Here is a 26,419-nt window from a genome sequence, read left to right as displayed (position 1 = left end):
TACTGAGATGGGTGCTACTGGTGCCCCGGTCGCCAAAGAAGAGGCTATAGAGCAAGATCAGAAGGACGACCAGTGTGATCAGTACATAGCGAAGGTCGCGCTCGAGCGCGAAGGCGATTATCGAGGTGGCAACACGTAGTACTGGTGTGGCGATCAACAAGACCAGACCAAGCACAATGAGCGCAGGGGCTTGCCATTGGAGCAGACCAGCCAGCAGATCGGGAAGCGAGTGAGGAAACCGGGCCACACTCGTTGTCCCTGGGCCGCCGGGCTGCAGAAAGAGCCAGACAACCCCAGTCAAAATAACGGCGGCGCTCACCAGGACGCCGCCCTGAAGAATCCAACCGATAATGGTCGCGGCCTGAGCATCAATAGCACGGGCTGCCATTGCTGCTGCCACGCTCGCAGGCTGCCGCTGTTCCACTTGGGTAGTTGGCAGCGGCCCTGTGTCCTTATGGGTCATGCTCTCCTGTCTCTCCTGTGGTCATCAGTAAGTAGGTCGGGCTGGAGACGACAGGCCAGCCCTCCGTCGTACTGAGCAGTTCAGCGAGATGGGCTGGCTGTCTTTCTCTCCCCTCTATGAACTATAGGTCACTTTTTGTAAAAATGCCATCTCTTCAATCTCAGACTCAGCGCTGGCGCCTGCGGTTGTTCCGCGTTGGGTACCAGCGCTGAAAACTCCGACTCAGTCAGCTACTGAGGGCTATCCCCCTGATCCCACCATAGCCCCATACGGGCGGTGGTGCCGCCATCGACATAGAGCACCTGGCCTGTAATGAAATCGGCGGCATCCGAGACGAGAAAAGCGACTGCCGGCCCGATATCTTCGGGGTGGCCGACGCGCCCCCAGGGCACCAGGGTATTGCCCAGCTCGCGGGTATAGCCTGGGATGGAGAAATAGCGCGGTACCTCGATGATGCCGGGGCCGACAGCATTGACACGAATGCGCTGGGGAGCCAGTTCGATGGCCAGCTCGCGTGTGAAGGCAATGATGGCCCCCTTGGTAGCTGCGTAGGCTGAATGGCGTGGAAAACCAGCGTAGCCATGAATTGAAGTGATGTTCACGATTGAGCCGCCGCCACGCTTGAGCATGTAGGGTACGGCCTGTTGAGCGCAGAAGAAGTAGCCGCGCATATTGAGGTCGAAGACTTCGTTGTAGGTCTCCTCGCTTATTTTGAGAAAATCATCGGCTCGGGTGACTCCAGCGTTATTGACCAAAATGTCCAGGCCGCCCAGGGCCTCGGCTGCTGCATCGACGACGCGGCGGCAGTCGGCTACGTGGGCCAGATTGCCTTTGACGGCGACCGCTTTGCCGCCCAGCGCTTCAATGCGCGTCAGCGTTTCGCGGGCCCCCTCTTCGCTATGAGCATAGTGGATACCAACGCTGGCGCCCTGGCGCGCCAGCTCGACAGCAATGCCCTGGCCGATGCCCATGCCGGCACCGGTGACCAATGCCAGGCGACCGGAAAGCATTCCCATAGCTTCGCTCCTCTTCCTTTTCCTCCCTTCCCTCGGGCTGAGGAAGGGACTGTAACAGCATTGTTCTCTGCAGCCTGCTCCTGAACAGGGCAAGCAGGCCAGTGGAGGTTGCTGAGCCAGGCTCAGGCTCGATCACGGTGGCTACTCACTCTCTCTGCTCTCGCTTCTGTCATGCGGCGGTGGGGAAGCACACTCGGAAAAAGGGGTCAGCGAGGAGGCTCAGCCTCGAATGGCCTCCCAGGCGACAACCCCTTCGTGCTGGAGGCGGCGCACGCGCTCGTAGCGCTCTAGCCAGCGCATATGTGCCTCCAGGGCATACTCCAGGTCGGGTGGAAAGCCAAAGGGGCCGAGCAAAGGATCGGTCAGCTCAATCAGGCGAGCGAGCGTCAACGGCTCTGTGGCCTCGGCCAGCAGGCGCGCCAACACGGCATCGGTGCGCAGGACAAAATCGCGGCTCGCCTGCAGAAAGGTGGTCACCTCCTGGTCGCGCATGATTGGGAAATGACCGGTGAGCAGGATCGCTGGTTGCAGCGAGGCGATTGTCTGGATCGAGGTCAGGTAGATATCGCGATCGGTATAGGGAGGAGGAGCCGTCGGAACGCCATCGCGATCGATCTGGGTAGCGCCGTTGAGGGCATCGCCGATAAGTGCCACGCGCCGGCGGGGTTCCCACAGCATCAGATGGCCTGGCGTATGGCCGGGCACGTGGAGCACCTGGAGCACCAGCTCAGGCCCGCAACGGATGTCCTCGCCGCCGGTCAGGCCGAGCGCCGTCGGAATTGGCTTTCCTTGCCAGGAGCGCAGCATCTGCGTCATCTCCGGGGCATAGGTCAGGCCATGATCGGCATGGTAGGCATCGTAGCGCTCGCGGAAGATTGCCTCTGTGTCCTCGATCCAGTGCCGATCGAGAGCGGGCACCAGCGTCAACGCTCGTGGGCAGGCGGAGCGCAGCGTCTCCAGGCCGCCGAAGTGGTCGACATCCCCATGCGTCACCAGGATCATATCCAGGCGGGCGGGATCGCCTAGCTGCTCCGCGAGCCAGGGAATAAGCACCTCACGCGCTAGCTCGGGCGTACCTGCATCGACCAGCAGCGAGCGCTCGCCAACGATCAAGTGATGGGCCATCAGCTTCTTGCCGATGTAGGCTTCCTGGCGGTGAATGCCAGGTACAATCTCCATGACCTTCCTCCATTTCTTGACGCGGCTTGACGTTCAATGGCCACGTAACGTATAGTTCCTGTGGCAGGGCTACCACACCGCATGACAGTCGTCAGAAGATGAGAGGTCGGCATGTTCTAATGGTACATCAGACAAGTACCGCTACTCAATGTATCCATCTTCACTACCTCTTGCCCAGTCAGCCCCTCTCAAACAAGCGTGCTGCACCGGTCTCTCTTTGCCTTTCTCCTTGCTTGACCCTGGTGAGGGACAATGGCAGCACGATCACTATCCTTTGTTTGATTGATTGATTGATGGATACCTGGAAGGAGGAGCGACGCCTATCGGGTTGGCTTGACTCATGTCAGGCCGGGCCGGGCCAGAGGCCAGAGAGCCGAGACGGGAAGAAAAGAGTGCAGCTTAGCGAGAGCACGCTGCCAGACCAACGAAAGGGAGCAAATTAAGCGATGGCTGATCTCATTGTCGAAACCTCTGCTGGGAAAGTCAGAGGGGCCACCATCCATGACATTGCAACCTTCAAGGGCATTCCCTATGGTGGGCCGACGGGGGGGCGCAACCGCTTCCGCCCGCCGACGAAGCCGGAACCCTGGGTTGGGGTCCGTGATGTCCTCAAGTATGGCCCGGCCTGCCCGCAGCCGCCCGAAGGGATGAAACGCCTACGGGCTATCATTGGCGAGGGCGGGCGCGAAGAAGAGAGTGAGGACTGCCTCTTCCTGAACGTCTGGACGCCGGCAATCGCTGATGGCCGCAAACGTCCCGTGCTCTTCTGGTGTCACGGTGGTGGCTTTAGCATGGGGTCTGGCTCGGCAGCCTTTTATCGTGGCACCAACCTCGCGCGGCGCGGCGATGTCGTTGTCGTCACTGTCAATCACCGGCTGGGGCCGTTTGGCTACCTGCATCTGGCTGATCTGCTCGGTGATGACTACGCCGAGTCTGGCAATGTCGGCATGCTCGATCTCATCGCAGCTCTGGAGTGGGTGCGGGATAACATTGAAGCTTTTGGCGGTGATCCGCAGAACGTTACCCTTTTCGGCGAATCGGGCGGTGGGGCCAAGGTTTGCGTCCTGATGGCCATGCCGTCTGCCGCCGGCCTCTTCCGGCGGGCCATTGTCCAAAGCGGGCCAGCCCTGCGCATGGCCACGCGCGAAAAGGCCACTGAGCGTGCCGAGCGCCTGCTTCAAGCTCTGGGCATCTCGTCTGCCAACAGAGAGCAGCTGCATGAGATCCCAATGCAGCACATCATCGAAGTCAACGGCGCTGTCAATTCCAATGCGCTGGGTCCCTGGGGGCCGGTCGTCGACGGCCAGATTCTGCCGCAGCATCCCTTTGATCCCCAGGCGCCGGCCATCTCCGCGCAAGTCCCGCTCATCATTGGCACCAATAAAGATGAAGCGACCCTCTTCCTGCTAGGGGATACTCAGCTTAGCGCCCTTGACGAGGAGGGGCTGCGTCAGCGGGTCCAGCTGCTGCTCAGAGACAAAGAAGCTGCTGAGCGCCTGCTGGCGGCTTATGTCGGCGCCTATCCCGAGCGGACGCCGGCGGAGCGGTATGTAGCTCTCCTGAGCGATGCCATGATGCGCATCAACTCCATTCGCCTGGCCGAGCGTAAAGCAGCTCAGGGGGCGGCACCTGTCTACATGTATCTTTTCACCTGGGAGACCCCGGTCCTCGATGGCAAGCTCAAATCCTGTCATGCCCTGGAGATCCCCTTTGTCTTCGACAACCTCGAGCCGGCCCGGCGCTTCCTGGGTGCCACTGCTGGTCTCACGCCGGAGTTACAGGAGCTGGCTGCTAAGATGAGTAGTGCCTGGCTAGCCTTCGCGCGCGACGGTGTGCCCGTAGCGCCTGGTTTGCCGGACTGGCCTGCGTACACCCCCGAGCAGCGGGCCACAATGCTCTTTGATCTCACCTGTTGCCTGAAGAACGATCCTGGCGGCGAGCTGCGGCGGGCCTGGGAGGGCCTTCCCGTGCGTGGTCTATCCGAATAGCGAATAGGCCGAGGCAACGGGGCAAAAAGCAGGAGGCCAGCAATCTCATCTGTCTGATAGAGAGAGCGAGCAGTACAAGACAGGAGCGGAGAACAATGGCTGAGTTGATGCAGGAGACGCGTGCCTTCTTGCGGCGGCTGGGTCTGCCGACGGGAGACGCCCACGATCTGCCCACCTCCTCCAAACGTTTCCCCGACGGGGCCCAGTATCGTGTTGAGATTCCCAGTGTTGAGGGGCCGGCGGCCCTGGAGGCCGTGCGTCAGGCGGCCCGTGAATATGGGGTGCGCATCCATCGGGTCTCGCAGGGGAGCGGCATCATGTTGCTACGCAGCGACGAAATGCAAGCGATGGCTCGTCTGGGGCACGAGATGGGGATTGAAGTCAGCCTCTTTGTCGGGCCGCGGGCTGGCTGGGACACAGGAGCCCAGTTCGCCAGTCGTTCAGGGCGCAATCTTGGAGCCAGACAGCGCGGCATGGACCAGCTCCTCTACGCCCTGGAAGACATCCGTCGTGCCGCTCTCCTGGGCATCCGCTCGGTGCTGATAGCCGACGAGGGCCTGCTGTGGGTGGCCGGGGAAATGAAGAAGGCCGGCGAGCTACCTCCAGACTTCGTCTTCAAGCTCTCGGTCCAGATCGGCACCGCTAACCCGGCGGCGGCGCATGTCATGGAGCGGCTTGGCGGCACCACCTTGAACACGCCCACCGATCTCTCGCTGGCGCAGCTGGCGGCCATTCGGCAAGCGACTGACATGCCACTGGATGTCTATGTCGAAGCTCCCGACGACTTCGGTGGCTTTGTGCGTCACTACGAAATCGCCGAGCTGGTGCGGGTGGCCGCCCCGGTCTATCTCAAATTCGGCCTGCGCAATGCCCCCGATGTCTATCCCAGCGGCAGCCATCTGGAAGCTACCGTAGTCGCCCTCTCGCGCGAGCGCGTGCGGCGGGCCAGCATTGGTCTGGAACTCTTGCAGCGCTACTATCCCGAAGCTACCACTTCCGAACTGCGCGCGCCGGGGCTGGGCATACCCGAGCCACCTGCCGCAGATTAGCCAGCTGCCGCACCACCACCGTCGGCCAAAAAAGAGCGACCGGGTCATGTCGTAGTAGTACCCGGTCGCTCTCCTTTAGAGGGCGATTCCGCCTGCTCAGGCAAGTGTATCCCTGAACCGTTGGCGTTCAAGCAGAGCAGCTAGCCCTCCAGCGTCGTCACGTCGCCCAGCGGCTGGCCCAGCTCGCGGGCACGCAGAACGCGGCGCATAATCTTGCCGGAGCGGGTCTTGGGCAGTGCCGTCACAAACTCGATCTCATCGGGGACGGCGATCGGACCGACGTTCGTGCGGACGTGCTGCTTCAGTTCCTGAACCATCGCCTCCGACGGCTCGTTGCCGGCCTTCAAGATCACAAAGACCTTGATATGCTCGCCCTTGACTGGATCGGGCTTACCGATCGCAGCGGCCTCGGCCACAGCCGGATGGCTCACCAGGCTTGACTCGATCTCCATCGAACCCAGGCGGTGGCCGGCCACCTTGATTACATCGTCGACGCGGCCCTGGATGCGGAAGTAGCCGATCTCATCGACGGTGGCAGCGTCACCCGCGAAGTAGACATCGGGGATTGTCTCCCAATAGGTGCGATAGCGAGCCGGATCGCCGTAGATCGTGCGCATCATCGACGGCCAGGGATGGCGAATAATCAAGAAACCGCCCTTGCCCGTCTCGACCGGGTTCCCGTCCTTATCAACCACTGCCGCGTCGATGGTCGGCAAGGGACGGGTGGCGCTCCCCGGCTTCAGCGGCAAGATCACCGTTGGGCTGATCAGGATGGCGCCCGTCTCCGTCTGCCACCAGGTATCCATGACTGGCAGCGCATCGCGCCCGATGTTGTGGCGATACCACATCCAGGCTTCGGGATTGATCGGCTCGCCGACCGTGCCCAGGATACGCAGGCTGGACAGGTCGTGCTTGGCCGGCCACTCCTCGCCGAAGCGCATCAGGCCACGGATCGCTGTGGGCGAAGTGTAGATGATCGTCACCTTATACTTCTCGACCACGCTCCAGTAGCGATCGGGGGCGGGATACTGCGGCGTGCTCTCGAAGAGGACGCCGGTGGCGCCGTTCAGCAGGGGACCATAGACGATGTAGCTGTGGCCGGTCACCCAGCCGATATCGGCGGTACACCAATAGACGTCGTCGGGCTTGAGGTCGAAGACGAACTTTGTCGTGGTGTAGACGCCGACCGCGTAGCCGCCGTGGACGTGAACCACGCCCTTGGGCTTGCCGGTGCTGCCGCTCGTATAGAGGATGTAGAGGAGATCCTCGCTATCCATCTCCTCGCACGGCACCACCGTGTCGTTGGGGATATCCTGGAGCAGCTCATCGGCAAAGAGATCGCGCCCGGCCTGCATCGGGACCTCAGTGCCCTCGCGCTTGAAGACGATCACCTTCTCGATTGTGGGAGTATTGGCAAGCGCCTCATCGCAGATCTTCTTATACTCAATCAGCTTGCCCCCGCGATGGGCCGTATCGACAGTGATGAGCACCTTAGCACGGGCATCGTTGATGCGTTCCTCCAGAGCGCTCGCGGCGAAGCCACCGAAGACTACCGTGTGGACGGCGCCCAGGCGGGTCGTGGCCAGCATAGCGGCGACCAGCTCGGGAGTGACAGGCATGTAAATAGCAACGCGGTCGCCTTTCTTGACACCGAGGTTCTGGAGGGCCTTCGCCAGGCGATTGGTCAGCACATACAGGTCCTCGTACGTCAAAGTGCGGCTGGAGCCATCGTCGGCCTCCCAGTAGTAGGCCACCTTCTGGCGCGTGGCGGTTTGCATGTAGCGGTCAAGGCAGTTGTAGACGATATTGAACTTGCCGCCAACGAACCACTGGAAGAAGGGCTTCTCGGTCCACTGGAAGGTCGTCTGCCAGGGCTGGAACCAGTGCAGTTCCCGCGCCATATCGTTCCAGAACTCCTCGCGATGCTCCAGCGACCACCGATAGAAGTCCTCGTAGTTGTCAAAGCCCTTGGACTTCATGTAGGCCATGATGTTGGCCCGCTCGACGACTTCGGGGGATGGGGGAAAGAGCCGCTCCTCCATCAGGATGGTGTCGGTGTTCTCAAAGCCGAGGTTGCTCATGACTGCTTTGTCCTTTCTGTCTGACGCTTGCTGCCATCGCCACCGACGGCGATGGAGTGGGGTTGAAGAAGAAGAAGAAACGACGTGCTGCAAGCTGATTGAGAAGGGCCAGAGTCGCGACGCGCCACACGCGAGCGGTTAAAAAACGACCCTCTACCGGTCTATTGCCTGGCGAGCCAGGTTGCGCACCCTGACCCGGGGCCATGCCAGGCACCGTTAAAGGGCCAACTCCCGCGCGTGATACAGATGGAGAGGAACGACGAGGTCCTGTCACTCCAGGTATTCCGCCGTGTGATACTGTATCGCGCAACCTATCGCACTGCGATACGTTATGCATGGTAGCATATTTGCTTGCCTGCGTCAAGGGTTGCTTCTACCTACCTGCGCGAAAGTACTGGCTCTGCCGCGTGGGAACGATGGGATACATTGCTGTTTTGAGAATCATAAAAGATAGATTTCTATATGTTGGTGCCTGAATAAAGTCGAGAAATGATGTACTATTGGCGGATGTTAAAAGGAAGTGCTCCATGAGAGCACTCTCGCAGCAAGGAGAAAGATCCATGTCCACAACAGGAAGCGCAGATCGGGAAAGAGACGTCTATGAACTGAGAGGAGAAAGAACCTGGCCCTGGAAACCTGGGCGGTTGCTGCTGGTAGCACTGCTTCTCTGTCTGCTTGCTGCCTGCGGTGGGAATACGACGGGGGGGACTGCCACCCCGACGGTTGCCTCTTCGCCGTCCTTGCCCTTGCCCACGCCGACGGCCAGCGCCGCGGTGACGGGGGGAGGGAGCGACTGGACCACCTACCATCGAGACAACACCCGCAGCGGCTACATCGCCGGCGTCCCTGATCCGGTTCGCCTGGTCTCGCTCTGGACCACCCACCTGGACGGGGCGGTCTATGCCGAGCCCCTCGTCGTGCATGGGCGTGTAATTGTCGCGACCGAAGGTGACTCCCTCTATGCCCTGAATGCGAGCAATGGCAATGTGCTCTGGCACACCAGGGTTGGGACGCCCGTACCGCTGGCGGCTCTGCCCTGTGGCAATATCGATCCCCTGGGCATCACCGGTACCCCGGTCTATGATCCTGCCACCAACCTCATCTTTGCCGTAGCCGAAGTGAGTGGGCCGCGGCACATGCTTGTTGGCGTTGACGCTGACAGTGGAGTCCTCAAATTCAGTCGCAGCGTCGACCCACCGGGTGCTGATCCGCAAGTCCACCAGCAGCGCGCCGCCCTGGCTCTGGCCAACGGGCGTATCTATATTGCTTATGGAGGACTCTACGGCGACTGCGGCGACTATCGTGGGCGTGTTGTGGCGGTGCCGACGACCAATCCGCAAGCGGCCATGCTTACCTTTACTGTTCCCACGCCCCGTGAGGGTGGTATCTGGGCCCCTGCCGGTCCGGCGGTTGCGGCGTCAGGCAACATCTATGTCTCGGTAGGCAATGGCGCTGTCACCTCGGGTGACTGGGATCATAGTGACTCAGTGCTGCGTCTCTCCCCCACGCTCCAGCTTGAGGATGGCTTTGCGCCGACCCAGTGGGCCAGCGATAACGCCGCCGATCTCGACCTCAGCTCCTTGGGGCCGGTCCTGCTACCCAATGGCTTGCTCTTCATTGCTGGAAAATCGGGTATTGCCTATCTCCTGCGCGCCAACGCTCTAGGGGGAGTGGGGGGACAGCTTCAGGAGCAGCGGCTCTGCGATGCCTATGGTGGGGCGGCGCGCGTTGACAATGTCATCTATCTCCCCTGTTCGCTCGGTGTGCTCCAGGTGACGATCGCCGGCGGTCCGCGCATGGTCCGTGGCTGGCAGGCGCCGGCGAACATCAACGGCTCGCCCATTGTGGGCGGCAATACCGTCTATGTCGTAGATCGCACGGGGGCGCTCTATGCTCTCAATCGTCAGACGGGGGCGGTCCGCGCTCGTCTCTCGATTGAGCCAACCTCGCGTTTTGCCACGCCGACACTGATGGGGCGTACCCTGCTTATTGGCACGATGAGCGGAGTGGTCGCGGTCGGCATTGCCTGAGTCTCAAAGAAGGGAAAAGAGAAGAAGAGAGCGACCGGGGGAGACAAAACGCAACGTACACGAGCCTGGGGCCAGGCCGGCCTGATGGGGCGGAGGAAGCTCCGGCACTGCAGTGGCCCCAGTTTCCTCCGCTGGTGTGGCCTGGTGCGGCTTGCGTTGCCGACACCGTCCTGCAACGCACTCCCTTAGCTCTGGCGAAGCGCGGCTTCTAGCGCACGCAGCGTCTCCTCCGCAGCTCTCTGCTGGGGTGGGGCTTTGACGCGAAGGCCCGTGATAACGGTCCCCTCAAAAGTGCACTCCAGTCCGGCCTCCAGCGGCTCACCTCCTTCGGAGGGGAAGGATTGGACGGGCAGGATGGCAAACTGCAGATGAGCGGTCACGCGATTCCCTGTCTCGCACAAATGTTGCAGGTGGAAGCGTAAGGTGGGAAGAGCGCTCTGAAGCGCTTGCAGCAGCTCCAGAAATTGAGGTTTGCTGAGATGCTGCGTGCCAGTTCCGTAATACACGAAGTGGTCAGCGAGATAGGCGGCAGCTTGCTGATAATCCTTTTGTTCCAGAGCCGAGGCAAGCGCCACTAGCGTTGCTGCCTTACTCATGTAAAGATCTCCTCCTCCTTATGAAATTCTTGTGATTGGCACATCTCAGACAGGACATCTCTCTTCCCTGAGAGGCTGCCTGGTTAGCCAGAGCGCAATGGTCATCCTTTTCCTGGTACGTCGGTGATAAAGAAAAAGGTGACATTTCCGGTCATAAAACAGGCGCTAGCCTCTCTGAACGCTTATGGTGTCCATTCTCAACAGAAGACACAACCGACTCGTCGCGTAGGAAGGGCAACGCTGCCGCGAGCGACGGCTCAGGCCGGGCGTGCTCGCTGGGCTGGCCGGAGCTGGCCGAGCCAGCGAGCGCCGCGAGAAGCCGTCTGTCTGATGGCTCAGCCGACGGTGGCTGAGAGCAGAATGGCCGGGAGCTTCGTCGGTGAAGGTGCGGCCAGAAACTCGATCAATTTGGGAAAGGTCTTGAGGGCCTTGCGCCCCTCAGTCACAAACCAAAGCGGGGTAGGTGTGCTGCGGAAGGGGCCGCGCAGGACAGATTTCTGAGCGCGGGAGAACATCAGGGTATTGTGGACCACGCCAATGCCAGACTGGATATCGTAGCTGTCATGGCCGGGGAAAGCGCCCCAGGTAGTCGCGGCCAGGGCGAAGCCGATGCCGGCCCAGTAGTTGACGCCAACGGTACCATAGCGCAGGTTGGCGACGGCGCGTTCGACGGCGTGGGCGATGGCGGGAGTCTTCAGCGACTCGGGGTGGACGATCAGGGTGGCGTTGAGGGTGCCCCAGAGCCGTTCATTGGCGAAAGCCACGGCTTGATCGATGTAGTCGGCGATGCTTTCGGCGGCCAGGGTGGTCTCGGCGAAGAGGCCGCAGAAAGCTTCGGTAGTATAGCAGATATCGCCCTCGCGCTCGGGATCGAGGCCGGTAATGAGGGTCCAGGGGAGCCGCCCATCGCTGGTCTGTCCATACAGCTCGGCCTCGGGATGGTCGGAGACGAAGGCGCGTTGGCGCTCGCCGGCGCCGGGATAGTAGGCCAGGCGTGGAGGAACGGTCTGCAAGAGACGCCGGATAGCATTGAGCAGCTCGGGCCGCTGTTCCCAGCCGGCATGCTGAATCAGCACGCGCGTAGCGTTGCAGTTGAAGCCGGCATTATTGGTTAAAGAGCTAACGATGTGGGCGGCCTGATAAGCGAGATCGCGCGCCGTCCAGGGGCCGGGGACGACGATGAATGGGCTGACATTGCCTAGCTCGCCCGTGACTCGTTTGCTGATCAGAGGTTGGCGGGCGGCTTTGCGCCGGGCCCCTTCAGGACCGAGGCCGAAGACAATGGCCTCGTAGGTTTTGTCGGAGCCAGTGATGTGAATCTCCTCGACGCCCGGATGCTGGCAGAGGTAGGCCCCTTCTTCGGCGCCGCCGTAGACCAGGCGCAAGAAGTCGCGATCGATCAGGGGGCGGAAGGCCTCACTCAGGAGCGGCCCAAGATAGGCGTTTACCGGATTGGCTTTGAACAGGACAACCTGATCTTCGACGAAGAGTTTGTAAAGAATATCCATCGGCCCAATGCTGGCGACGTTGCCGGCGCCCAGCACGAGTGCCACTTTCCCGTTGTGTTGACGGTCCTGGTAGATGAGAGCCTGGGTACGTGGAAGCTCACTGATGCTGACCCCCGGTTCCATCCAGATCTCCGCGGTGAGGCCCATAAAAAAGAGGCGGTCGTAGGCGCTCTGGGGAAAGACACGGGCGGCTACCTGGCCGTTGGGCATGGTCAGCACCGGGCCGGGAATCCGGGGATGGCCGTAGCGCTCGATGTCAAGCAACGACTGCCGGAGCTGGCGCAGGTTGTTGATGACTGGTAAGACGCCTGCCCCCCACTCTTCGCTGGCCGCAGGTTCGTCGGGGGCGAGACCTTTGGCTTTGAGGCTGGCTTCAACCCAGCGCGGGGCGATGGCCACGAAGTTGCTGAGGAGCTGCTCTAAGATGGCAATGCGCTCGCGCACCGGCACTGCGACCCAGTGGTCTTTGTGGGCCTGCAGCGCCTGCACAGCCGCATCCATGTCCTGCTGCGTGGATGGGGCAATACTGCCACTCACGGTGGGGAAGTGAGGGGAGCCGTGTCGGGTGCTGCTGGTGCTCATAAACTATACCTCCATTCGAAAGCATGGCTCACTCTACCCACTAACACGAGCCATTCTACAGTATGTGACAGGCCAGCACAAGGGGAGGAGGGGGGATAATGAGGGAGTGAGTAAATAAGAAAGCTAATCTGTTTGCAAGATGTGTATGTGGTTTTCTTGCTTTCTTTTCACGGCTGCTTGCAGCTTTTCCGTCTCAGTGTATTTCCTCTTCTTGTAGAGTCGAGGCGGGCAGAAAGCCCTGCTAGCGAGGGGTGCACCCCTGGCTGGGGCTGGCTCGACCGGCCAGGGGCATTGAGTTGAGCTACATCGAGGCTCCGCGGCGCTTTGAAATGCTCAATCTGAGAACGGATCAGGCGGTAGCGATCATTGCCTGTCGTCCTCGTGAACTAGTGGGCCGTCGGCAATGGGGGAGATGGTGAGCTGGCTCCTGGTCATAGTGGCGCTCATCGGTTAGTATTCTCCTGTTGTAGCAATTGTTTGATATAGTTGGAAAGTGCGACTTTCCTCTGAAGGTCGACCCCTTTCTGGCGGTGAATCTGCTCGATCTCTCGGGCCAGCAGATGTTGTGCGGCAGACGAGCGCATGTGCGTCAAGCTTCTCAGAAGATCCTGGCTTCCTCTCCGTTGAAGCTCTTCGGGGGTGAGGGCTGCCAGTTCCCTGGCTTTGGCTCGCGCTTCCTCCAGACCCTCGCCTTCCTCTTCCTGGGGGTCAGCGGGGTCGGCGCTGTTGTGGGCCGACGTGTTGGTTACCTGGTGGAAGTAGCCGTAGCCGGCGCTGGTCTTGCCACCGATGCCATAGTCAGCCAGGGCCTGCTTGAGCAGGGCCAGAGCGAGGGCGGCATCGGCGCGGTTGCCAGGTGTGGGAGTACGTGGGGCGATGGCGAAGGTAAAGGTGGTCTTAGCCACGGTGAGGAAGGTGATTGGCACTGGCTGCTGATCGTTGCTGGGCGGCCTGTTCTTCTGGTAATAGTCGGGATAGTGGGGCGTCATGACGTCCAGTTCCAGCCTGGCCTCTCCTTTGAGTGGCATGGCGTCGAAAAAGATGACGCTGCCGGCCTGATCAAGGATGCCGAAAAGACGGTTCAGATCAGCTTCTGCTTTCTTTCTCTGCCTGGGCTGGCCTTGCTCATCGAGGATGGTGACCTCCCAGTCCTCTTGAGTGGCGTAGTTGCGCGTCAGACCTTTAAGGGCACTGCCGGGAATGATGGGCAGGCTGTAGTTGCGGTGCAGGGTCAGATCGGTCTCCAACACAGAGTTGCCGCCCAGGCCAACGACCATACGCCAGTCGATCTCGGCCTCGAAATGACGGGCCTCTAAGGCGTGGATGAATGCCTGCCAGCGCTGATACAGGCCAGTGGCGAGGTCCCGGTCGGGTTGGTAGCCTTGGGCCAGGGCCTGCAACCACCGCTGGCGCTCCGCTGGGGACGCGTTGCGATCGGGGTCTAGCGAGAGCTGAAGAACCCTGCTGGGAATGTAGCGGTGAAGCTGCAGCCCCAGGTTGGGGCAGGCTAGCACGGGGTAGTCTCCCCTCTGTGAGGAGGACTGATCTTGCTGGGACGAGCCGGGCTTCCCTTTCTGAGCAGAAGGATTGGCTTCGACTTCCTGCGACGAGCCTGATCCTCTATTCTCTCTGTGGAGCGCTGCTTTGAGCAACTCTGTAGCTCGCGGCGGCAATGGATAAAGCGGTGTCTCGTCCTGCGCTGTTGTGTGGCTATCGCGGCTGCTGGGTCCTCTCGGGGGATGCTGTTGCCTTCTCGCGTAGCCTGATTCTCGGTGCTGTGGGTGGCTCATCGTCTCACTTCTCCGTTCCTACTGCCCGGACTCGGCAGACTGCTTGCTCTCCTCTTTCTCCAGCTCGGCCTCGGCGAAGCGGCGCAACCAGTCGCCGAAGGCCAGACACTCGGTTGTTGCGCGGCGGTAATCGTTGCTGCTGGCCTCCTGAATGATCCAGAGCAGGAGGGCGTTCACTTGCTTGTCCTGGTCACCTTGCGTTTCGTCCTCCCACCTCTCGCTCTTCTTTTCGATGGGGGGAATAAACCCACGCTTGGCCATCCACTCGGTAAGATGCTTCAGCAGGTAACCATAAGATTTTAGCTGTCTTTGCTGATTTTGCTGAGTGCTCTCCGCCGAAGGCTGATCTGGAGATGCCTTCTGATCAGCTGTCTTCTTCTTCTTCTTCTCTTCAATCGCTTTTGCTCTGAGAAAACCCAGGGTAGCCCCCAGGCCGTTGATCTGCACCATCTGGTTAAAGGTCAAGGCTCGCGTGCGATATTCGGCCTGCAGCTCTGCTGAAGGGAGACTCTTTATCTCTTGAATACAGCTCCAGGCGAACCTGCCGCGCTCTTGTTCTAACAGACGCCGTATGGGTTGTTTCTCTTCTATCATTTAATTCACCTATTATGTTGTTATCTTTTTCTAAGAAAAAGGACGATAGCTTAGGGCCTGCCTGTAGCGGAGCCAGTGAGCGGGACTGGAGGACTCCAGCGCACCTTGACGAAGCCTCGCCCTACGGTCTCGTCGCCGCCGAGCTGCAGGTAGGGGCCAGCCTGCTGCTGACTGAGGGCCTGGGCCTCTTGGAGCAGTTCCAGGCCATGACGTGGCTCTTGGTCCTTCTCAATGGGGCGTCGTTCGTTGGTCGCGTAGATAGGAGCGTAGAGCAGGGTATCCGCAGGCAGATGTTCCTCTGTCCAGAGGGCGCGCTCTTCGACTGTCTTCGTACTCTGATTAAGGGCGATGCGCGTGATCAGCTCGGTTGAGTAGAGCACGAAGTCGCGAAAATCGTTGTCGGAGAGAACGACCAGCGAAGACTGCAGCTTGTCTGCCCAATAGCCGTCAAAGGGGAGGGCGTGCTCTGCCAGCCAGTGCGCTACGCTGGTCACCTGTTTGCTCCTGCTCACCTCGAAGCTAAACTCTTCCAGCAGCAAGCCGGGGCCGCTTTGAGGGGTGATCATCTCTGATTGCTCAGTCACAAGCGCCTGGCCATTCTTCAGTCGGGTCGGCGGCAACTGCGGAAAAGTCTGCTCCTGGTGGATGTGGGTAAGATCCTTTCTGAAGCGTTCCAGGATGTCGAAAGACGTGGTGTAGGCGAAAACTCCCTGGAGAGAGCGCACGGGAAAGAGCAGGATGCGGGCATCGCCGACAATCAAGGCCCCGGCGTGAAGCCGGTCTGTCTCTTGAGTTTCGCGCTCGTGGCCAAAAAGCGCCCTGACCCGCCTGTCGGCGTTGCTGCCGCACTGATCGGCGATCAGGGCGCGCAGTTTCCCTTTGATGCTGCTGCCCTGGATCATGGGGTACTGGGTATGGCGCTCGCGCTGGATCGGTAACTCAACACTGCTCAGGCCACTACCCACGCCGGCATGCAAAGGCGTTTCTGTATAGATGTACATCATGCTCGTTGCTGTAATCATTTCACCAGGCTCCTTTAAGAATCGTACCGTATCCTCTTTCTTTGCCAATATCTGTTAGCTGATAGAGATCTCCATCTGTTTTCTTGTCAAAGAAGTAGACGCTTCCTGCAGGAACGCAGCGTCGGGCCATCTTGCTCTGACCACCGTGATGGCTGGGGTTCATCTGCCACCCGCCGATCCACTGGTAGCCACCGATAGCCGCAGCAATAGGCGCGCCGAGATCTGCGGGCCAGCGCTCCGGTTGCCAGCCCTTTCCGAAGATCGCTGGGGTGGCCAGATAAAGCAGGAGCCGCTGCCCGCTCAGGTGATCTGGCGTCTGAGGTGCGGCGGCCCGCACCGGTGTAGCCTGGGGATCAATCAGCCAGACGGTCACAGGACGGCTCTCGCCACCCAGAGTATGGGCGAAGTGCGCTGGGGGCAGGGGCAGGCGCAAGAGCGAAGCGGTTTGCTCGTCAGGTAGCAACTGATCGCTGAGAGGATCGGCTGTCTGAGCCAGGCGCAGATTGACCATAAAGCCATAGCCGGGCCGCAAGCGCACAGCGTAGATGGTATAGAGCATGCCCTCCTCGGTCGTACGTGTGCGCTCCTGGCGAGCGATTCCCGTGCGCGGCTCTTCCTCATAGATCTCGCTGGCGGGGACAAACATGGCGTCGGTCAGCTGACCATCGGGGCGCAGCGCCGCCTCCAGACCCGGTGCCGTCAGCCAGCCTCGTAACCGGCTGCTTTTGCCGAGTGGTTGCTCTTGCTCCTGGCCTTGAGGATAGAGCAGTTGCAACCCCTGGGGAAGGTTCGTCGAGACTCCGGCGGGCGAGGCCGGTTTCAAGCGCAGTAGGCGGGTTGGCTGGCCTTGTGGCCCAGGTCCGCGCAGCAAATGGGCGGGCATAGGATAGAGCAGCTCAAAGCGCTGAGCGCCGTTCGGCGCCCTCTGACGGCGTGCAAGCGCGATCAGCCTGATGCGCAGACGACCGTAGCCTGTCTGGTTACCGATCAGGGCTGTCAGCGCTGGATCGCGCAGGAGCTCGGGCAGGCTCTTGCGCTGGTCCCAGTGGCGGGCGATCAGCTCCCGCAGCGACCCCTGCAGCGTTTCGGGGGTAGGTGGGAAGAGCGATTCCGCAAAGCCCACCTCGCCCGCGTCGAAAGGGCGCCCGCTGCGAAAGAGGAGCGTCTCATGCGGCTCAATGAAGAGATACATTCTTTCCTGTCTCCCTCGCGAGAAATGCCAGAATCTGCAGCCAGTTCAGAACCTCCTTCAGGCCGGAGTTGTCGGGGCCGGAGAAGGCGCCAGGGTGACTCTTTTCCATGAGAGCTGCGAGACGGACCAGGGCATAGGCCAGGGCATCAGGCATGAACCTGGTGAACGATTCGGTGCTGGCAATGTCTTGCAGTGTCTTGTCGTGGGCCAGGCTCTGCGATGGCTTCCTGGTGGACTGCAGGGTAGTAGTGTTCTGACGGTTCAGTACACGCGCGATCTCACTGCAGCGTGCTTCCTCTGGCAGGCCCTCTAGCCCTGGCAGCTCCCTTGTGAGAATCTCCAGGCAGCGTGGCGAGAGCATATCCTCAGCAAAAAGGTTCACTCCATGTTGAAAAATTTGCAGCGGGAGCATCGTCAACCAACCACTCTCCGAGAAAGGATAGCTCCAGCGACAGCCGGCGGAGAGCGTGGTACCGGAGCGCCAAAGGATCGTCACCACCAGGGCATTGCGGCCATAGCGCTGTTTCGCTTGCTCCTCAGCCTCGCGTGCCATCCGGCGTACCAGTGTCAGCGGCATCAGGTGATGCGCGATGGCGATGCCCATACTGACCGTAGCCGTTCTCGTCCCGTTGGAGACCGTTTGTACGCTCGACCCGACGATCTCGCGATAGGTCTGCTGCAGAGCTGAAGCCATAGCGAAGATCTGCGCCAGCGGTGCGAAGGCCAGCACATCATCGCCGCCGGCGTAGATCAGTTTGCCGGGGCGCTCGTCCTCGACGATGCGGGGAACCTCCTTACGCGCGAAGGTCGAGAGCGCGCCACTGATGGTACGGTGATCTTCCTGGCTCTGGACCTCGCCGATAATGGTGCCCATCTGATCGCCATCCATCTGCAGCAAGGCGTAGTAAGGACTTGGCGCACCGATGAGCCGGTAAAGCTCTCTCAGTACTTCGTGGGCCCTGCTGAGATAGCTTGGGTCCTCGATGACCCATTCGCTGCGAGAGCGCCGCGGCTGCGATTCGACCAGGGCGCGGTAATTCGTGCGCAGCCGCTGGGCGGTAAAAGTTTCGACAAAAGCACACTCGCCGTCAACATCCTTGAGCCAGGAGTAGGTAGCCTGCTGGGCTTTCTGTTCCAGATAAGGAAGAGCCAGATGGGGCTTTTCCCTCTTCAGGCGCGCAGTAATCTCTTGCCAGCGCTTCGCGGCCTCCTCAATTTCTCTGCTGGGTGCTTGCTGAGAGTGCTGGGATGGCTGGGAGGGTAACAGCCGCTCAATAAAGGTTGCGGCGGCCATCGTGCTGGTTGAAGGAAAATCCAGGCCCTGTTTCGGCGCCTGAGAGCCATCCCTGGGACCTGAGAGGAGGCTCTTTGAGAGCAGAGCGAAGCGCTTCACCGTATCGATGGCGTCCAGACGTTCAGAGCCATCCGAGGCAAGGTCCTTGGCCGAAACCCCCGGTTTGTCCGCTACCTGTGTCCAAAACTCTCTGATCTCCTGTCGGTTGCCTTCCCGGGTATGCAAAGCCTCGCGCTCGCCGGAGAGGGTGCTCTTCTCGCCAGGCTCATCCTGGGCGGCAAAATCGCGCAGGCTCTTGCGGGCATCGAGTGCCTGGGAAGCGCGTTTAAACCAGGCTCCATACTCCAGCGTGGCGCCCTGACCATCGGTGTTGGCGACAATGACCCAGTAAATTTCGAAAAGATTTTGAGGATTGGTCTGGCGCTCCCAGATGGCACGTAGTATCTCGTCATGTTCCCTACCAGCGCCATTGCCGCCAAAGAGCTGCTGGTAGACCTCGCTGCAGATCTGCTGCCAGGTGGCGTAAACTGCTCGCTCGCTCTGCTCAGCCGTTTGGCGGGCCACTGCCAGGGGGTCAGGCTGGGTCGCCGTTGGAGAGAAGACCGCGACGTAGCGATTGGGCAGATCGGGTACCCAGCGCCTGCGGTCAATGCGCGAGTCAGTCGGGAAGACCCGCGCTTCCTCTGGCACAGTGGCGAGGGCCGCCTCCATCAGGCGCGAGAGCAGGAAGCTGCCCAGCCAGAGATCGCGCGTCTTGCGCGCCTGGGCGATGAATGACTGCACCGGCCCCAGGGCGAAGATGAGCATGTAAGATTGAGTCATAAGCAGGCCCTTCTCCTTCATCTATGAGAAAGCAATGGGTGTCAGTTTGAAATGTTCTAAGAACTTAAGAATCACATCATGAGAGTAGTTTTTCACCTGATTATGGTGAAAGAGCGTAGCGACGCAGACATATTCCTTCTCTAGAGCTGTGATATGCAGGTGCAAAGGCGAAGTTTTGCGCCCTTTTCTGACAGTAGCGAGAGGGTGTGAGAACGCTTCCTTTCTGGATTGCTCCGGCCTGTGATAATATCCCCTTAATGTATTTCCTATGTGTTCTAGAGCATCTTTATGACTGATCCATGAATCTTTTTTGTGAGAGATGATGTATATTGAGCATTTGCTTGGATGTATTATATCGAATCTGGTATTAGAAAAAGCTGCTTTCCGATCATTATCGCTGTTGGATAGAATTTTCTTGAAAGAATTTATGCCCAGGGTAATTTTGTCTTGTAAATCCGAGATAGAGCTAGCCCGCTCAAAAGCCTTTGTAAGGTCGCCTGGCAAAAGGCCACTCTGGCCGAGGTCAAAGTTGGTAATCAGCAGGCTGCCAGCGCAGCGGCGAGAGCGCGCGCCCAGTCCGCCAAGGTTGGTTAGGAGCCAGAGAGAGGCAATGGCCTCGAGCAGAAGGTCTTCATTGGAAGGATGATCCTGGCCATGAGCGCGGTTAGCGATAGAAAGGTGGCAAGAAAACCTGCTCCCTACGTCGTAATAGCTTCTTTTGCCACTAATTAAGGCTGGCCAGAGGAGGTATTCCTCACCGGAGACGAGTGCGAGGACCTGAGAGAGATCTTTTTTTCCCTTTTTTAATTGGTGAAGCTTGAAACTTTCAGCTGATCCTTTAATCTTTAGCGTATCACCATGACTGATCAGCACCCTGATTGGCGACCCGTACTCAGTCTCACCGAACACCTGCGCCTCGCGCCGGCGCACCTTATCCAGGTTACCTCCGGTAGTCCCGCCAATCAGTGCCCGATACCAGTAGCGCATAGCTCCACGGAGCGAAGGAGGGCGCAGCTCTGCCTCTGCCTGATTGGCTCCTGCCAGAAAGAGCGGGGTTGTGACCTCGATCTCAAACGTTGCTTTTAACATTGGCTAAAACTCACTTTATGATAAAGAATCGTAGAGGAGAGTCTGCACTCTCTTTGCCTGATGATAGCCTTTACACTACAGCCTTGCCACCTCAGAAGCTATGAACTTCCTCACAACCTTTGATGAATGCGGAATGTGAAGACATCTCCCTCTGTCGGGAGACTACTCCCTTGTTAGACGAATTGCTAACGACTAGCTGAAAAGGACTATTCGCTTGTATTATCGACCTTTCTTGTGTAAAGCCTGCCGGATTGATTTTGCATGGAAAAACGAAGAGTGAAAGGGAGAAGGATCGGAGTAGGTTGCTGCTAGTAGAAGCCCAATGCGGCAGGAGAGGAGCGTGGCGGAGCAGCAAGGACAGCTCTGTCCGGGCCGGGCTGACCGTTGCCGCTCCGCCAGCCAGAGAGAAGGGAGAAGGAACTATCTCTTTCAGAGGTCGCCGCGCACTGCATGCGCAATGTTCGATGCATGGGACAGCACGCGACTCAGAGCGTTCAAGAGATCAAGGTGAATAGCGCTCGACTCCCAGCTTGGAGAGAGGCCGCTCTGTAAGCGGCGCACGTGGCGTAGATGAAGCTGGCGCTTCATCTTACTCAGCTCCGCCTTACGCACAAAGAACTCATTGGCCAGCGAAGTATCCTGGGCAGCCAGAGCAGCCAGGGCCTGCTCCAGAGCCTCCGTCACCTCATCGTGATAATTGAGCAGGTCCTGCCAGCCCTCCTCAGAGAAAGCAACCTGGCGGCGCTGCTTGCGGCGTGCCAGGCGCATCATCTGTCGATCGATGATATCGCCGATCGCCTCAAGATCGGTAATGATATAGAGGAGCGCCAGCTCGCGCTGGACCTGCTCGCGGGTCAGGCGACTCTCATCGAGCTGCGTCAGATAGCGCTTAATGGCTGCATTGAGGTGATCGAGCTGGTCATCCAGCTCATTGATGCGCTCCGGCACACGGGCATCCGATTTCTCGAAGGCCAGCATTGACAGGCGCAGCATCTCCGTCACAATATCGGCCATGCGTAGCACCTCGCGCGTTGCCTGACCCAGGGCGACCGCCGGCGAAGCCAGGGCCTCAGGATCAAGATAGCGTGGCCCTGGCGGCTGCTCGTAATGATTCTCCTCTTCTGGCAAGAGCGCGGTCACCAGGCGTGTGACTGGGGCGGCCAGCGGAACAAAGACCGTGGCCAGGGCCAGATTGAAGACCAGATGGGTCAGGGCTACCTGCCAGGCAGGTTCCAGTCCGAGCTGAGCCAGCAGGCTGGTCAGCGGCTGCAGCAGAGCCAGAGCAATGGCTGCTCCCAGCGACTTCGTGCCCGTGTGCAGCAAGGCCAGGCGGCGACCTGTGACCGACGGGCGACTGATGGCTGTCAGCAGAGCCGTCAGCGTTGAGCCGATGTTAGCCCCGAAGAGCAGGGCCAGAGCGGCAAAGACAGAGAGCGCGCCGCTAGCCGTCAAGACCAGCACCAGGCCGATGGCCGCCGCGCTCGAAGCGAAGGCCAGAGCCAGGAGCAGGCCCAACAGTGCCAGAACCAGGGGGGCCCCCATCAAAGCGCGCAATACCTCGGCGGTAACAGGGCTGGCCGCAATCGGGGCACTGCCGGCCTGCAGCGCCGCCAGCCCGAGCAAGATCACCCCAAAGCCGAAGGCCGCCTGACCCAGGTCGCGCTGGGGCTTATGCTGGGTCAGCAGTCCCAGGGCGGCCCCTGCTCCGGCAATGGGAATGGCATAGTCGGCCACATGGAAAGCAAGCAATTGCACGACCAGCGTGGAGCCGACATTAGTGCCCAAGATCATGACGAAGGCCGTTGTCAGTGGAACCAGCTCGGCGTTCACCAGCTCTACCAGCAGCGAGGAGGTCGCGCTCGAACTCTGTGTCAGGGCCGTCACGATGACGCCAACGCCGAAAGCCATGAAAGAGCGCTGTGCTAGCGCCATTGTGGCCTTCTGCAGGCGCGGACCGGCTGCGCGCTGCATCGCCTCCGACAGGAGGCGCAGGCCGTAGAGCAGTAATAGGGCCCCGCCCAGTAACAGGCCCACAACCATTGTCGGATTGCTTGTCGTTGCCATTGCTTGCTCTCTCTCCCCTCCCATTGCTTGAGTTTAGTAAAATAACCTGGATAGCCTACAAGCAGGCAATTGCTCACACTGGCAGGCGCCGCTCTGATGGCGCAAGCGTGGATAAGCAGATAAACTAGCAGATCGAAAGGTGGGCTGTGGACTCACCTTCTGCACGTGATGCTGTCTGGAGCGGCGCGGGCGCGCCATGACCGACCCTTGTGCTCGTCGCTGTGTCCGGCTGCTCTGCTCTGAAGGCATGCTCTGCCTGGTGCCAGTAGCTCTGAGGCCCACCTGATGCCCTGGCCCGCTGTGCCCACACGGGCGGCGCTGCCCGGCTGTGCTGTGGCTGGGGAAGTGTTAAGCTGATATTAACCTTATGTTAAGAGAATGTTAAATACACTATAGCATGCGGAGACGACGATCGCAAGAGGAAGCGGCGAAGCTGAGAGGGAAGCGTACGTTTCTAGCGCCCAAGCAGCGCAGGTTATAAGTAGATTGGCGCTGGCGGGCCAGACTGTTTCTCCGCTCTCTGCCAGTTGGCGGAACTGAGATCGTTTAGAAACAGGGATTCGGGCCTTCCCTCGCTAGCTCACCTGATCAGTCAGCCTCTCTATTTGTCAGAGCATCTCAAGGAACAAGGAAGATAAAGGATAAGTTCAGATAATGGTATATAATAGGTATTTTTCTGAGAATTGCTTAGAAAGAAGTATCCGATAAGAAATCTTTGGAAGATGTAGAAAGAAAAAATTTTTATTTTTGTATAGAATAAATACCGTTGAAATAGTATCTCTTTGATCGAGAGTGCACCTGTTATGGGGGTTTTGAGCATCGCCTACATGGTAAGAAAGGCTTCCTTTTTTGACTATCTGCATAGGTTGTTCGTTATACCAGTGAACCTCAGCAAGGAAGCGGAGAAAGACAGCAGGAGAAGAGTAATCCTGTAATCTGCTATACAGAAGGAGAAAAGAGCACTTTCTATGAAACGTGCGCCAACCGCCGACATTCTCTGGCTCTTTATCCTGACCCGCATCGCGCTCATCCTGGTCACCTATTTCGCCTACACGCTGCTCAATGGTCCGCGACCACCGCAGTATATAGCGCCACCGGTGAGCCTGGTGGCGGCGGCCATGTCGTGGAAGCGCTGGGATGCCGTACACTACGTGGAGATTGCTCAGTTTGGCTATCGTAGTCCTTTTGACAGTGCTTTCTTTCCTCTTTTCCCTCTCTTGATGACTATCTGTGCCCATCTCGTGGGAAATCACGGGTATCTCCTCTTTGGCATGCTCATCAGCAATCTCGCTCTGCTCGGCGCTTTATTCACGCTCTATCAGCTTGCCAGCGAGGCCCTGGGCGATCAAGTCAGCCGTCGTACGCTGCTCTACCTCTGTATTTTCCCGACGGCCTTCTTCTTCTTTGCCGCCTATAATGAATCGCTCTTTTTGCTATTGGTAACTGGCTGCTTCCTGGCCTTACGCCGACGACGCTGGTGGCTGGCCGGGCTGCTGGGCATGCTGGCTTCCCTGACTCGCTCGCCGGGCATCTTACTTGTATTGCCCTTCCTCTGGGAAGCCTGGGCCGCTCGCAACAGCCTCGGGCTGCTTCCAGAGCGGGGTGAATGGCGTTCGTTCATCCTACGAACGCTACCAGTAGTGCTAATTCCGCTGGGTACTGCCGTCTATTGTCTCTATTGCTGGCATCTCTTCCATTCACCTTTCAGCTTCGCGGCAGTACAATATCGCTGGTCCCATCGCACCGTCTGGCCCTGGGAAGGCATCTGGAAGGCGCTGGTAGAGCTATTCTGGCTGCAGCCTGCCGGCTCGCTCTTCTCGGTCCATCTCGTACTCGATCTCAGTGCCACCCTGGGCTTTATCGTCCTGGCGGTGCTGGGCTGGCGTCGTTTGCGCTTCAGCTATACGCTCTGGATGGTGGCCCTGCTGCTACTCTATTTGGTAGAGCCAAGCATCAATCAGCCCGACTCGCTGATCTCTAACCAGCGCTTTGTTCTGGAGATGTTCCCAGGCTTCATGACTCTGGCGGCCCTGGCCTGCGAGCATCGGCGCCTTCATCAGGCGATCACCTTGATCTTCCCGCCGCTGCTGGCCACCCTGACCATCGTTTTCATCCAGGGCTTCTGGATGGTATGAGAACGGTATGGGAACGGTGTGAGAACGGTATGAGAACGGTATGAGCAAGGTGTGGTGAGCGGTCGGCGAAGCGAGTTTCTGGTAGCCGTCCTGCTGCTCTGGTTCTGCGCGAATCCTGGCAGCAGGCGGTTGTTTGTCTATCTACAGTTTCAGTCTACTCACGACGCAATCTATGACAGAGACGCTGTTGACATACAACAATCCAATCAAGGAGCGGGTAGGGCGTGCGAAACCGCCGCGGGCCGGCCTGGGGTTCTTGGGCGTCGCTCTGCTCCTTGCTTGTTATCTGGCTATCGTCGCAGCGGCCATTGCCTCCCTGGAGCAGCTGGCTGGGCATCCGATCGCCGGTCAGCTCCCGGGGAGAGCGCTCAGGCCCTTGGGACTGTGGTTGCCTGCCAGGCTGGCGGACGCCCTTGCGCGTTTCTTGCCTTTTGTGGATAGAGCCGATCTCACCTTTCATGTTCTGGTTATCGTCCTCTTTGTGCTCTATCTGGCCCTGTTGTGGCTGAGCTGGAGGCTGGCCACCACGGCGGGTCGTCGCCGGGGGGTGCTGTGGCTCGTGGGCGGAGTGCTCCTTGTCAGTGGGGGAATACTGGTGGTGGCGCCTGGGATGCTCTCGCACGATATCTTTGTCTATGCCGGCTATGGCCGGGTCATGGTAGCGCATGGAGCCAATCCCTACTTTGTGCCGCTCTCTGCCTTCCCGGGTGATCCTCTGACCTCGCTGGACGACTGGAAGACCGCCGTAGCGGCCTATGGTCCGCTCTGGCTGATGGTCTGTGCGGCCCTGAGCTGGCTCCTGGGAGGCAATGCGCCGGCTTATGTGCTGGCTTTTCGTCTTCTGGCGCTGGGGGCGCACCTGCTCAATATGGGGCTGATCGTCCGTCTGCTGCGAGCCCTGGGTCGCTCACAGCGCGTGATCACACTAGGGGCTGTGCTCTATGGTCTCAATCCCCTGATGCTCATTGAGAGTGCGCTGGGAGCCCATAACGATGTCTTGATGATGACCTGTCTGCTGCTAGGCTGCTGCTGTGCTGATCCCGAGGGCCGCCGTCTAGAGCGCGTACGCTACTGGTTGCCGGCCCTGGTGGCTATGCTGCTGGCAGTCCTCATCAAGTTTACAGCCTTGCTTGGGGTGCTGCTCTTCCTGTGCCTGCTGCTCTTCCGTACTCTGCAGCGCGACGGGAGCCGGCAGCTGCTGCTGGCGCTGCGCCTGCGCTGGAGACCGGCGCTCACCCGGTTGCTCCTGGCGCTTGGCTGCATGGTCTTGCTGGTAGGGCTGGCCTATCTTCCCTTCTGGCTCGGTCACAGTCTCCATGACATCGTCGTCAGCCTGCTGGCCCCGCCCTCGACGAGTCGTGATCTGGGTCAATTTTCGATCCTGCGCGCCATCCAGGAGTGGAGGTATTATCATCGGCAGCCGCTGGGGGGCTGGACAGGGCAGATGCTCGACCTCTTAGGACAGCGAAGTACCTGGAATCTGCTGCAGGGGCTGGCCCTGCTGATGGCTCTGGGAGTGGCCCTGTGGCTGCTCTGGGAGCAACCGCGGCTAGAGCGCTGGGCGCTGGGGGCGCTGCTGACGATGGGGGCAATCTTTCTGGTGACTCCCTGGTTTTTCCCCTGGTACCTGGTCTGGCTTGTCGCGTTGGCTCCGCCCGCCTTGCCGGAACGTGGAAGCTCAGCAGCGCTGGAGTATGCTTTACAAGTCTTTGTGCTGGCTTTCTCCCTCTCGGCCTTTGCCGTTTATTTCTCTCGTGGCTACATGCCGGCGGGTGGTGGCTGGATTGGCTGGATGGGCCTCAGCGCTGTTGCCCCTCCGCTTCTGGCCTTTGGGCTGACCTGGCTGGGAGGCTGGTGGTGGGGCCAACGGCAGGGCACTCAAGGTGGTTTCCAGCGACCCCTGTCCGGCTCTTGAAGTTGTCTTG

Annotated in this window: 17 protein-coding genes and 1 pseudogene; 5 read left to right on the top strand and 13 right to left on the bottom strand. The window is 59.7% G+C overall.

The features are described 5' to 3' along the window. Nucleotides 1-49: 49 nt before the first annotated feature. From N688_RS24005 to N688_RS14230, 3 genes and pseudogenes are all read right to left on the bottom strand, one after another. Nucleotides 50-388: pseudogene (locus tag N688_RS24005) on the bottom strand (DUF1634 domain-containing protein); the annotation flags it as partial. Between the two features lie 305 nt (nt 389-693). Next, entirely contained in the window at nt 694-1,479 is a 786-nt protein-coding gene (locus tag N688_RS14235) for an SDR family NAD(P)-dependent oxidoreductase (protein WP_052889903.1), read from the bottom strand. Between the two features lie 219 nt (nt 1,480-1,698). Then, nucleotides 1,699-2,658 carry an MBL fold metallo-hydrolase gene (locus N688_RS14230; protein ID WP_052889902.1) on the bottom strand — a complete coding sequence of 320 codons (960 nt, stop codon included), beginning with the start codon at nt 2,656-2,658 and terminating at the stop codon, nt 1,699-1,701. A 446-nt stretch (nt 2,659-3,104) separates the two neighbouring features. Between N688_RS14230 and N688_RS14225 the strand changes: the two genes are divergently transcribed. Further along, nucleotides 3,105-4,646, top strand: coding sequence for a carboxylesterase/lipase family protein (locus N688_RS14225; protein ID WP_052889901.1), 1,542 nt, complete (start codon nt 3,105-3,107; stop codon nt 4,644-4,646). A 107-nt stretch (nt 4,647-4,753) separates the two neighbouring features. After that, nucleotides 4,754-5,695, top strand: coding sequence for a U32 family peptidase (locus N688_RS14220; protein WP_052891507.1), 942 nt, complete (start codon nt 4,754-4,756; stop codon nt 5,693-5,695). A 140-nt stretch (nt 5,696-5,835) separates the two neighbouring features. Here the strand turns inward: N688_RS14220 and acs are convergent, their stop codons facing one another. After that, nucleotides 5,836-7,776, bottom strand: a complete 1,941-nt coding sequence (gene acs / locus N688_RS14215) for an acetate--CoA ligase (protein WP_081838856.1) — start codon at nt 7,774-7,776, stop codon at nt 5,836-5,838. A 560-nt stretch (nt 7,777-8,336) separates the two neighbouring features. On the opposite strand from acs, the gene N688_RS14210 reads away from it, so the two are divergent. Then, nucleotides 8,337-9,806 carry an outer membrane protein assembly factor BamB family protein gene (locus N688_RS14210; RefSeq protein ID WP_052889900.1) on the top strand — a complete coding sequence of 490 codons (1,470 nt, stop codon included), beginning with the start codon at nt 8,337-8,339 and terminating at the stop codon, nt 9,804-9,806. Nucleotides 9,807-9,991: 185 nt separating this feature from the next. Here the strand turns inward: N688_RS14210 and N688_RS14205 are convergent, their stop codons facing one another. The 9 genes from N688_RS14205 to N688_RS14165 form a co-directional block, all read right to left on the bottom strand. Continuing rightward, entirely contained in the window at nt 9,992-10,402 is a 411-nt protein-coding gene (locus tag N688_RS14205) for a nuclear transport factor 2 family protein (protein WP_052889899.1), read from the bottom strand. A 335-nt stretch (nt 10,403-10,737) separates the two neighbouring features. After that, entirely contained in the window at nt 10,738-12,492 is a 1,755-nt protein-coding gene (locus N688_RS14200) for an aldehyde dehydrogenase family protein (RefSeq protein WP_081838854.1), read from the bottom strand. Between the two features lie 443 nt (nt 12,493-12,935). Continuing rightward, nucleotides 12,936-14,006 carry a type III-B CRISPR module RAMP protein Cmr6 gene (gene cmr6 / locus N688_RS14195; RefSeq protein WP_052889897.1) on the bottom strand — a complete coding sequence of 357 codons (1,071 nt, stop codon included), beginning with the start codon at nt 14,004-14,006 and terminating at the stop codon, nt 12,936-12,938. Nucleotides 14,007-14,300: 294 nt separating this feature from the next. Beyond that, a complete protein-coding gene (gene cmr5, locus N688_RS14190) occupies nt 14,301-14,876 on the bottom strand; it encodes a type III-B CRISPR module-associated protein Cmr5 (protein ID WP_052889896.1) in 576 nt (191 codons plus the stop codon). 50 nt (nt 14,877-14,926) lie between these two features. Then, nucleotides 14,927-15,898, bottom strand: coding sequence for a type III-B CRISPR module RAMP protein Cmr4 (gene cmr4, locus N688_RS14185; RefSeq protein WP_052889895.1), 972 nt, complete (start codon nt 15,896-15,898; stop codon nt 14,927-14,929). Nucleotide 15,899: 1 nt separating this feature from the next. Beyond that, nucleotides 15,900-17,090 (bottom strand): type III-B CRISPR module-associated Cmr3 family protein, encoded by a 1,191-nt coding sequence (locus tag N688_RS14180; RefSeq protein WP_052889894.1) that lies wholly within the window; start codon nt 17,088-17,090, stop codon nt 15,900-15,902. Continuing rightward, nucleotides 17,074-19,206 carry a type III-B CRISPR-associated protein Cas10/Cmr2 gene (gene cas10 / locus N688_RS14175; RefSeq protein ID WP_052889893.1) on the bottom strand — a complete coding sequence of 711 codons (2,133 nt, stop codon included), beginning with the start codon at nt 19,204-19,206 and terminating at the stop codon, nt 17,074-17,076. The genes N688_RS14180 and cas10 overlap by 17 nt, the downstream gene beginning before the upstream one ends. 21 nt (nt 19,207-19,227) lie before the next feature. Further along, nucleotides 19,228-20,295, bottom strand: coding sequence for a type III-B CRISPR module RAMP protein Cmr1 (gene cmr1, locus N688_RS14170; protein WP_052889892.1), 1,068 nt, complete (start codon nt 20,293-20,295; stop codon nt 19,228-19,230). Nucleotides 20,296-20,724: 429 nt separating this feature from the next. Further along, entirely contained in the window at nt 20,725-22,359 is a 1,635-nt protein-coding gene (locus N688_RS14165; RefSeq protein WP_052889891.1) for a Na/Pi cotransporter family protein, read from the bottom strand. A 968-nt stretch (nt 22,360-23,327) separates the two neighbouring features. Here N688_RS14165 and N688_RS14160 point away from each other — a divergent pair. Then, nucleotides 23,328-24,494 carry a mannosyltransferase family protein gene (locus tag N688_RS14160; RefSeq protein WP_052889890.1) on the top strand — a complete coding sequence of 389 codons (1,167 nt, stop codon included), beginning with the start codon at nt 23,328-23,330 and terminating at the stop codon, nt 24,492-24,494. Between the two features lie 133 nt (nt 24,495-24,627). Further along, the gene (locus N688_RS14155; RefSeq protein ID WP_052889889.1) at nt 24,628-26,409 is read left to right on the top strand and encodes an MptA/MptB family glycosyltransferase; all 1,782 of its coding nucleotides are present in this window, start codon (nt 24,628-24,630) and stop codon (nt 26,407-26,409) included. Nucleotides 26,410-26,419 lie beyond the last annotated feature (10 nt).

It is taken from the genome of Thermogemmatispora carboxidivorans, assembly GCF_000702505.1.
GTDB lineage: Bacteria > Chloroflexota > Ktedonobacteria > Ktedonobacterales > Ktedonobacteraceae > Thermogemmatispora > Thermogemmatispora carboxidivorans.
This window is presented reverse-complemented; position numbering and strand designations above follow the sequence as displayed.

What these genes read in the sequence shown, in the direction of transcription:
- cmr1 (WP_052889892.1), bottom strand. Translation starts at nt 20,295, where the DNA reads ATGTTAAAAGCAACGTTTGAGATCGAGGTCACAACCCCGCTCTTTCTG.
- N688_RS14165 (WP_052889891.1), bottom strand. Translation starts at nt 22,359, where the DNA reads ATGGCAACGACAAGCAATCCGACAATGGTTGTGGGCCTGTTACTGGGC.
- N688_RS14225 (WP_052889901.1), top strand. Translation starts at nt 3,105, where the DNA reads ATGGCTGATCTCATTGTCGAAACCTCTGCTGGGAAAGTCAGAGGGGCC.
- cmr4 (WP_052889895.1), bottom strand. Translation starts at nt 15,898, where the DNA reads ATGATTACAGCAACGAGCATGATGTACATCTATACAGAAACGCCTTTG.
- N688_RS14160 (WP_052889890.1), top strand. Translation starts at nt 23,328, where the DNA reads ATGAAACGTGCGCCAACCGCCGACATTCTCTGGCTCTTTATCCTGACC.
- N688_RS14230 (WP_052889902.1), bottom strand. Translation starts at nt 2,658, where the DNA reads ATGGAGATTGTACCTGGCATTCACCGCCAGGAAGCCTACATCGGCAAG.
- N688_RS14200 (WP_081838854.1), bottom strand. Translation starts at nt 12,492, where the DNA reads ATGAGCACCAGCAGCACCCGACACGGCTCCCCTCACTTCCCCACCGTG.
- N688_RS14205 (WP_052889899.1), bottom strand. Translation starts at nt 10,402, where the DNA reads ATGAGTAAGGCAGCAACGCTAGTGGCGCTTGCCTCGGCTCTGGAACAA.
- N688_RS14220 (WP_052891507.1), top strand. Translation starts at nt 4,754, where the DNA reads ATGCAGGAGACGCGTGCCTTCTTGCGGCGGCTGGGTCTGCCGACGGGA.
- cmr5 (WP_052889896.1), bottom strand. Translation starts at nt 14,876, where the DNA reads ATGATAGAAGAGAAACAACCCATACGGCGTCTGTTAGAACAAGAGCGC.
- N688_RS14180 (WP_052889894.1), bottom strand. Translation starts at nt 17,090, where the DNA reads ATGTATCTCTTCATTGAGCCGCATGAGACGCTCCTCTTTCGCAGCGGG.
- acs (WP_081838856.1), bottom strand. Translation starts at nt 7,776, where the DNA reads ATGAGCAACCTCGGCTTTGAGAACACCGACACCATCCTGATGGAGGAG.
- cas10 (WP_052889893.1), bottom strand. Translation starts at nt 19,206, where the DNA reads ATGACTCAATCTTACATGCTCATCTTCGCCCTGGGGCCGGTGCAGTCA.
- N688_RS14235 (WP_052889903.1), bottom strand. Translation starts at nt 1,479, where the DNA reads ATGGGAATGCTTTCCGGTCGCCTGGCATTGGTCACCGGTGCCGGCATG.
- N688_RS14210 (WP_052889900.1), top strand. Translation starts at nt 8,337, where the DNA reads ATGTCCACAACAGGAAGCGCAGATCGGGAAAGAGACGTCTATGAACTG.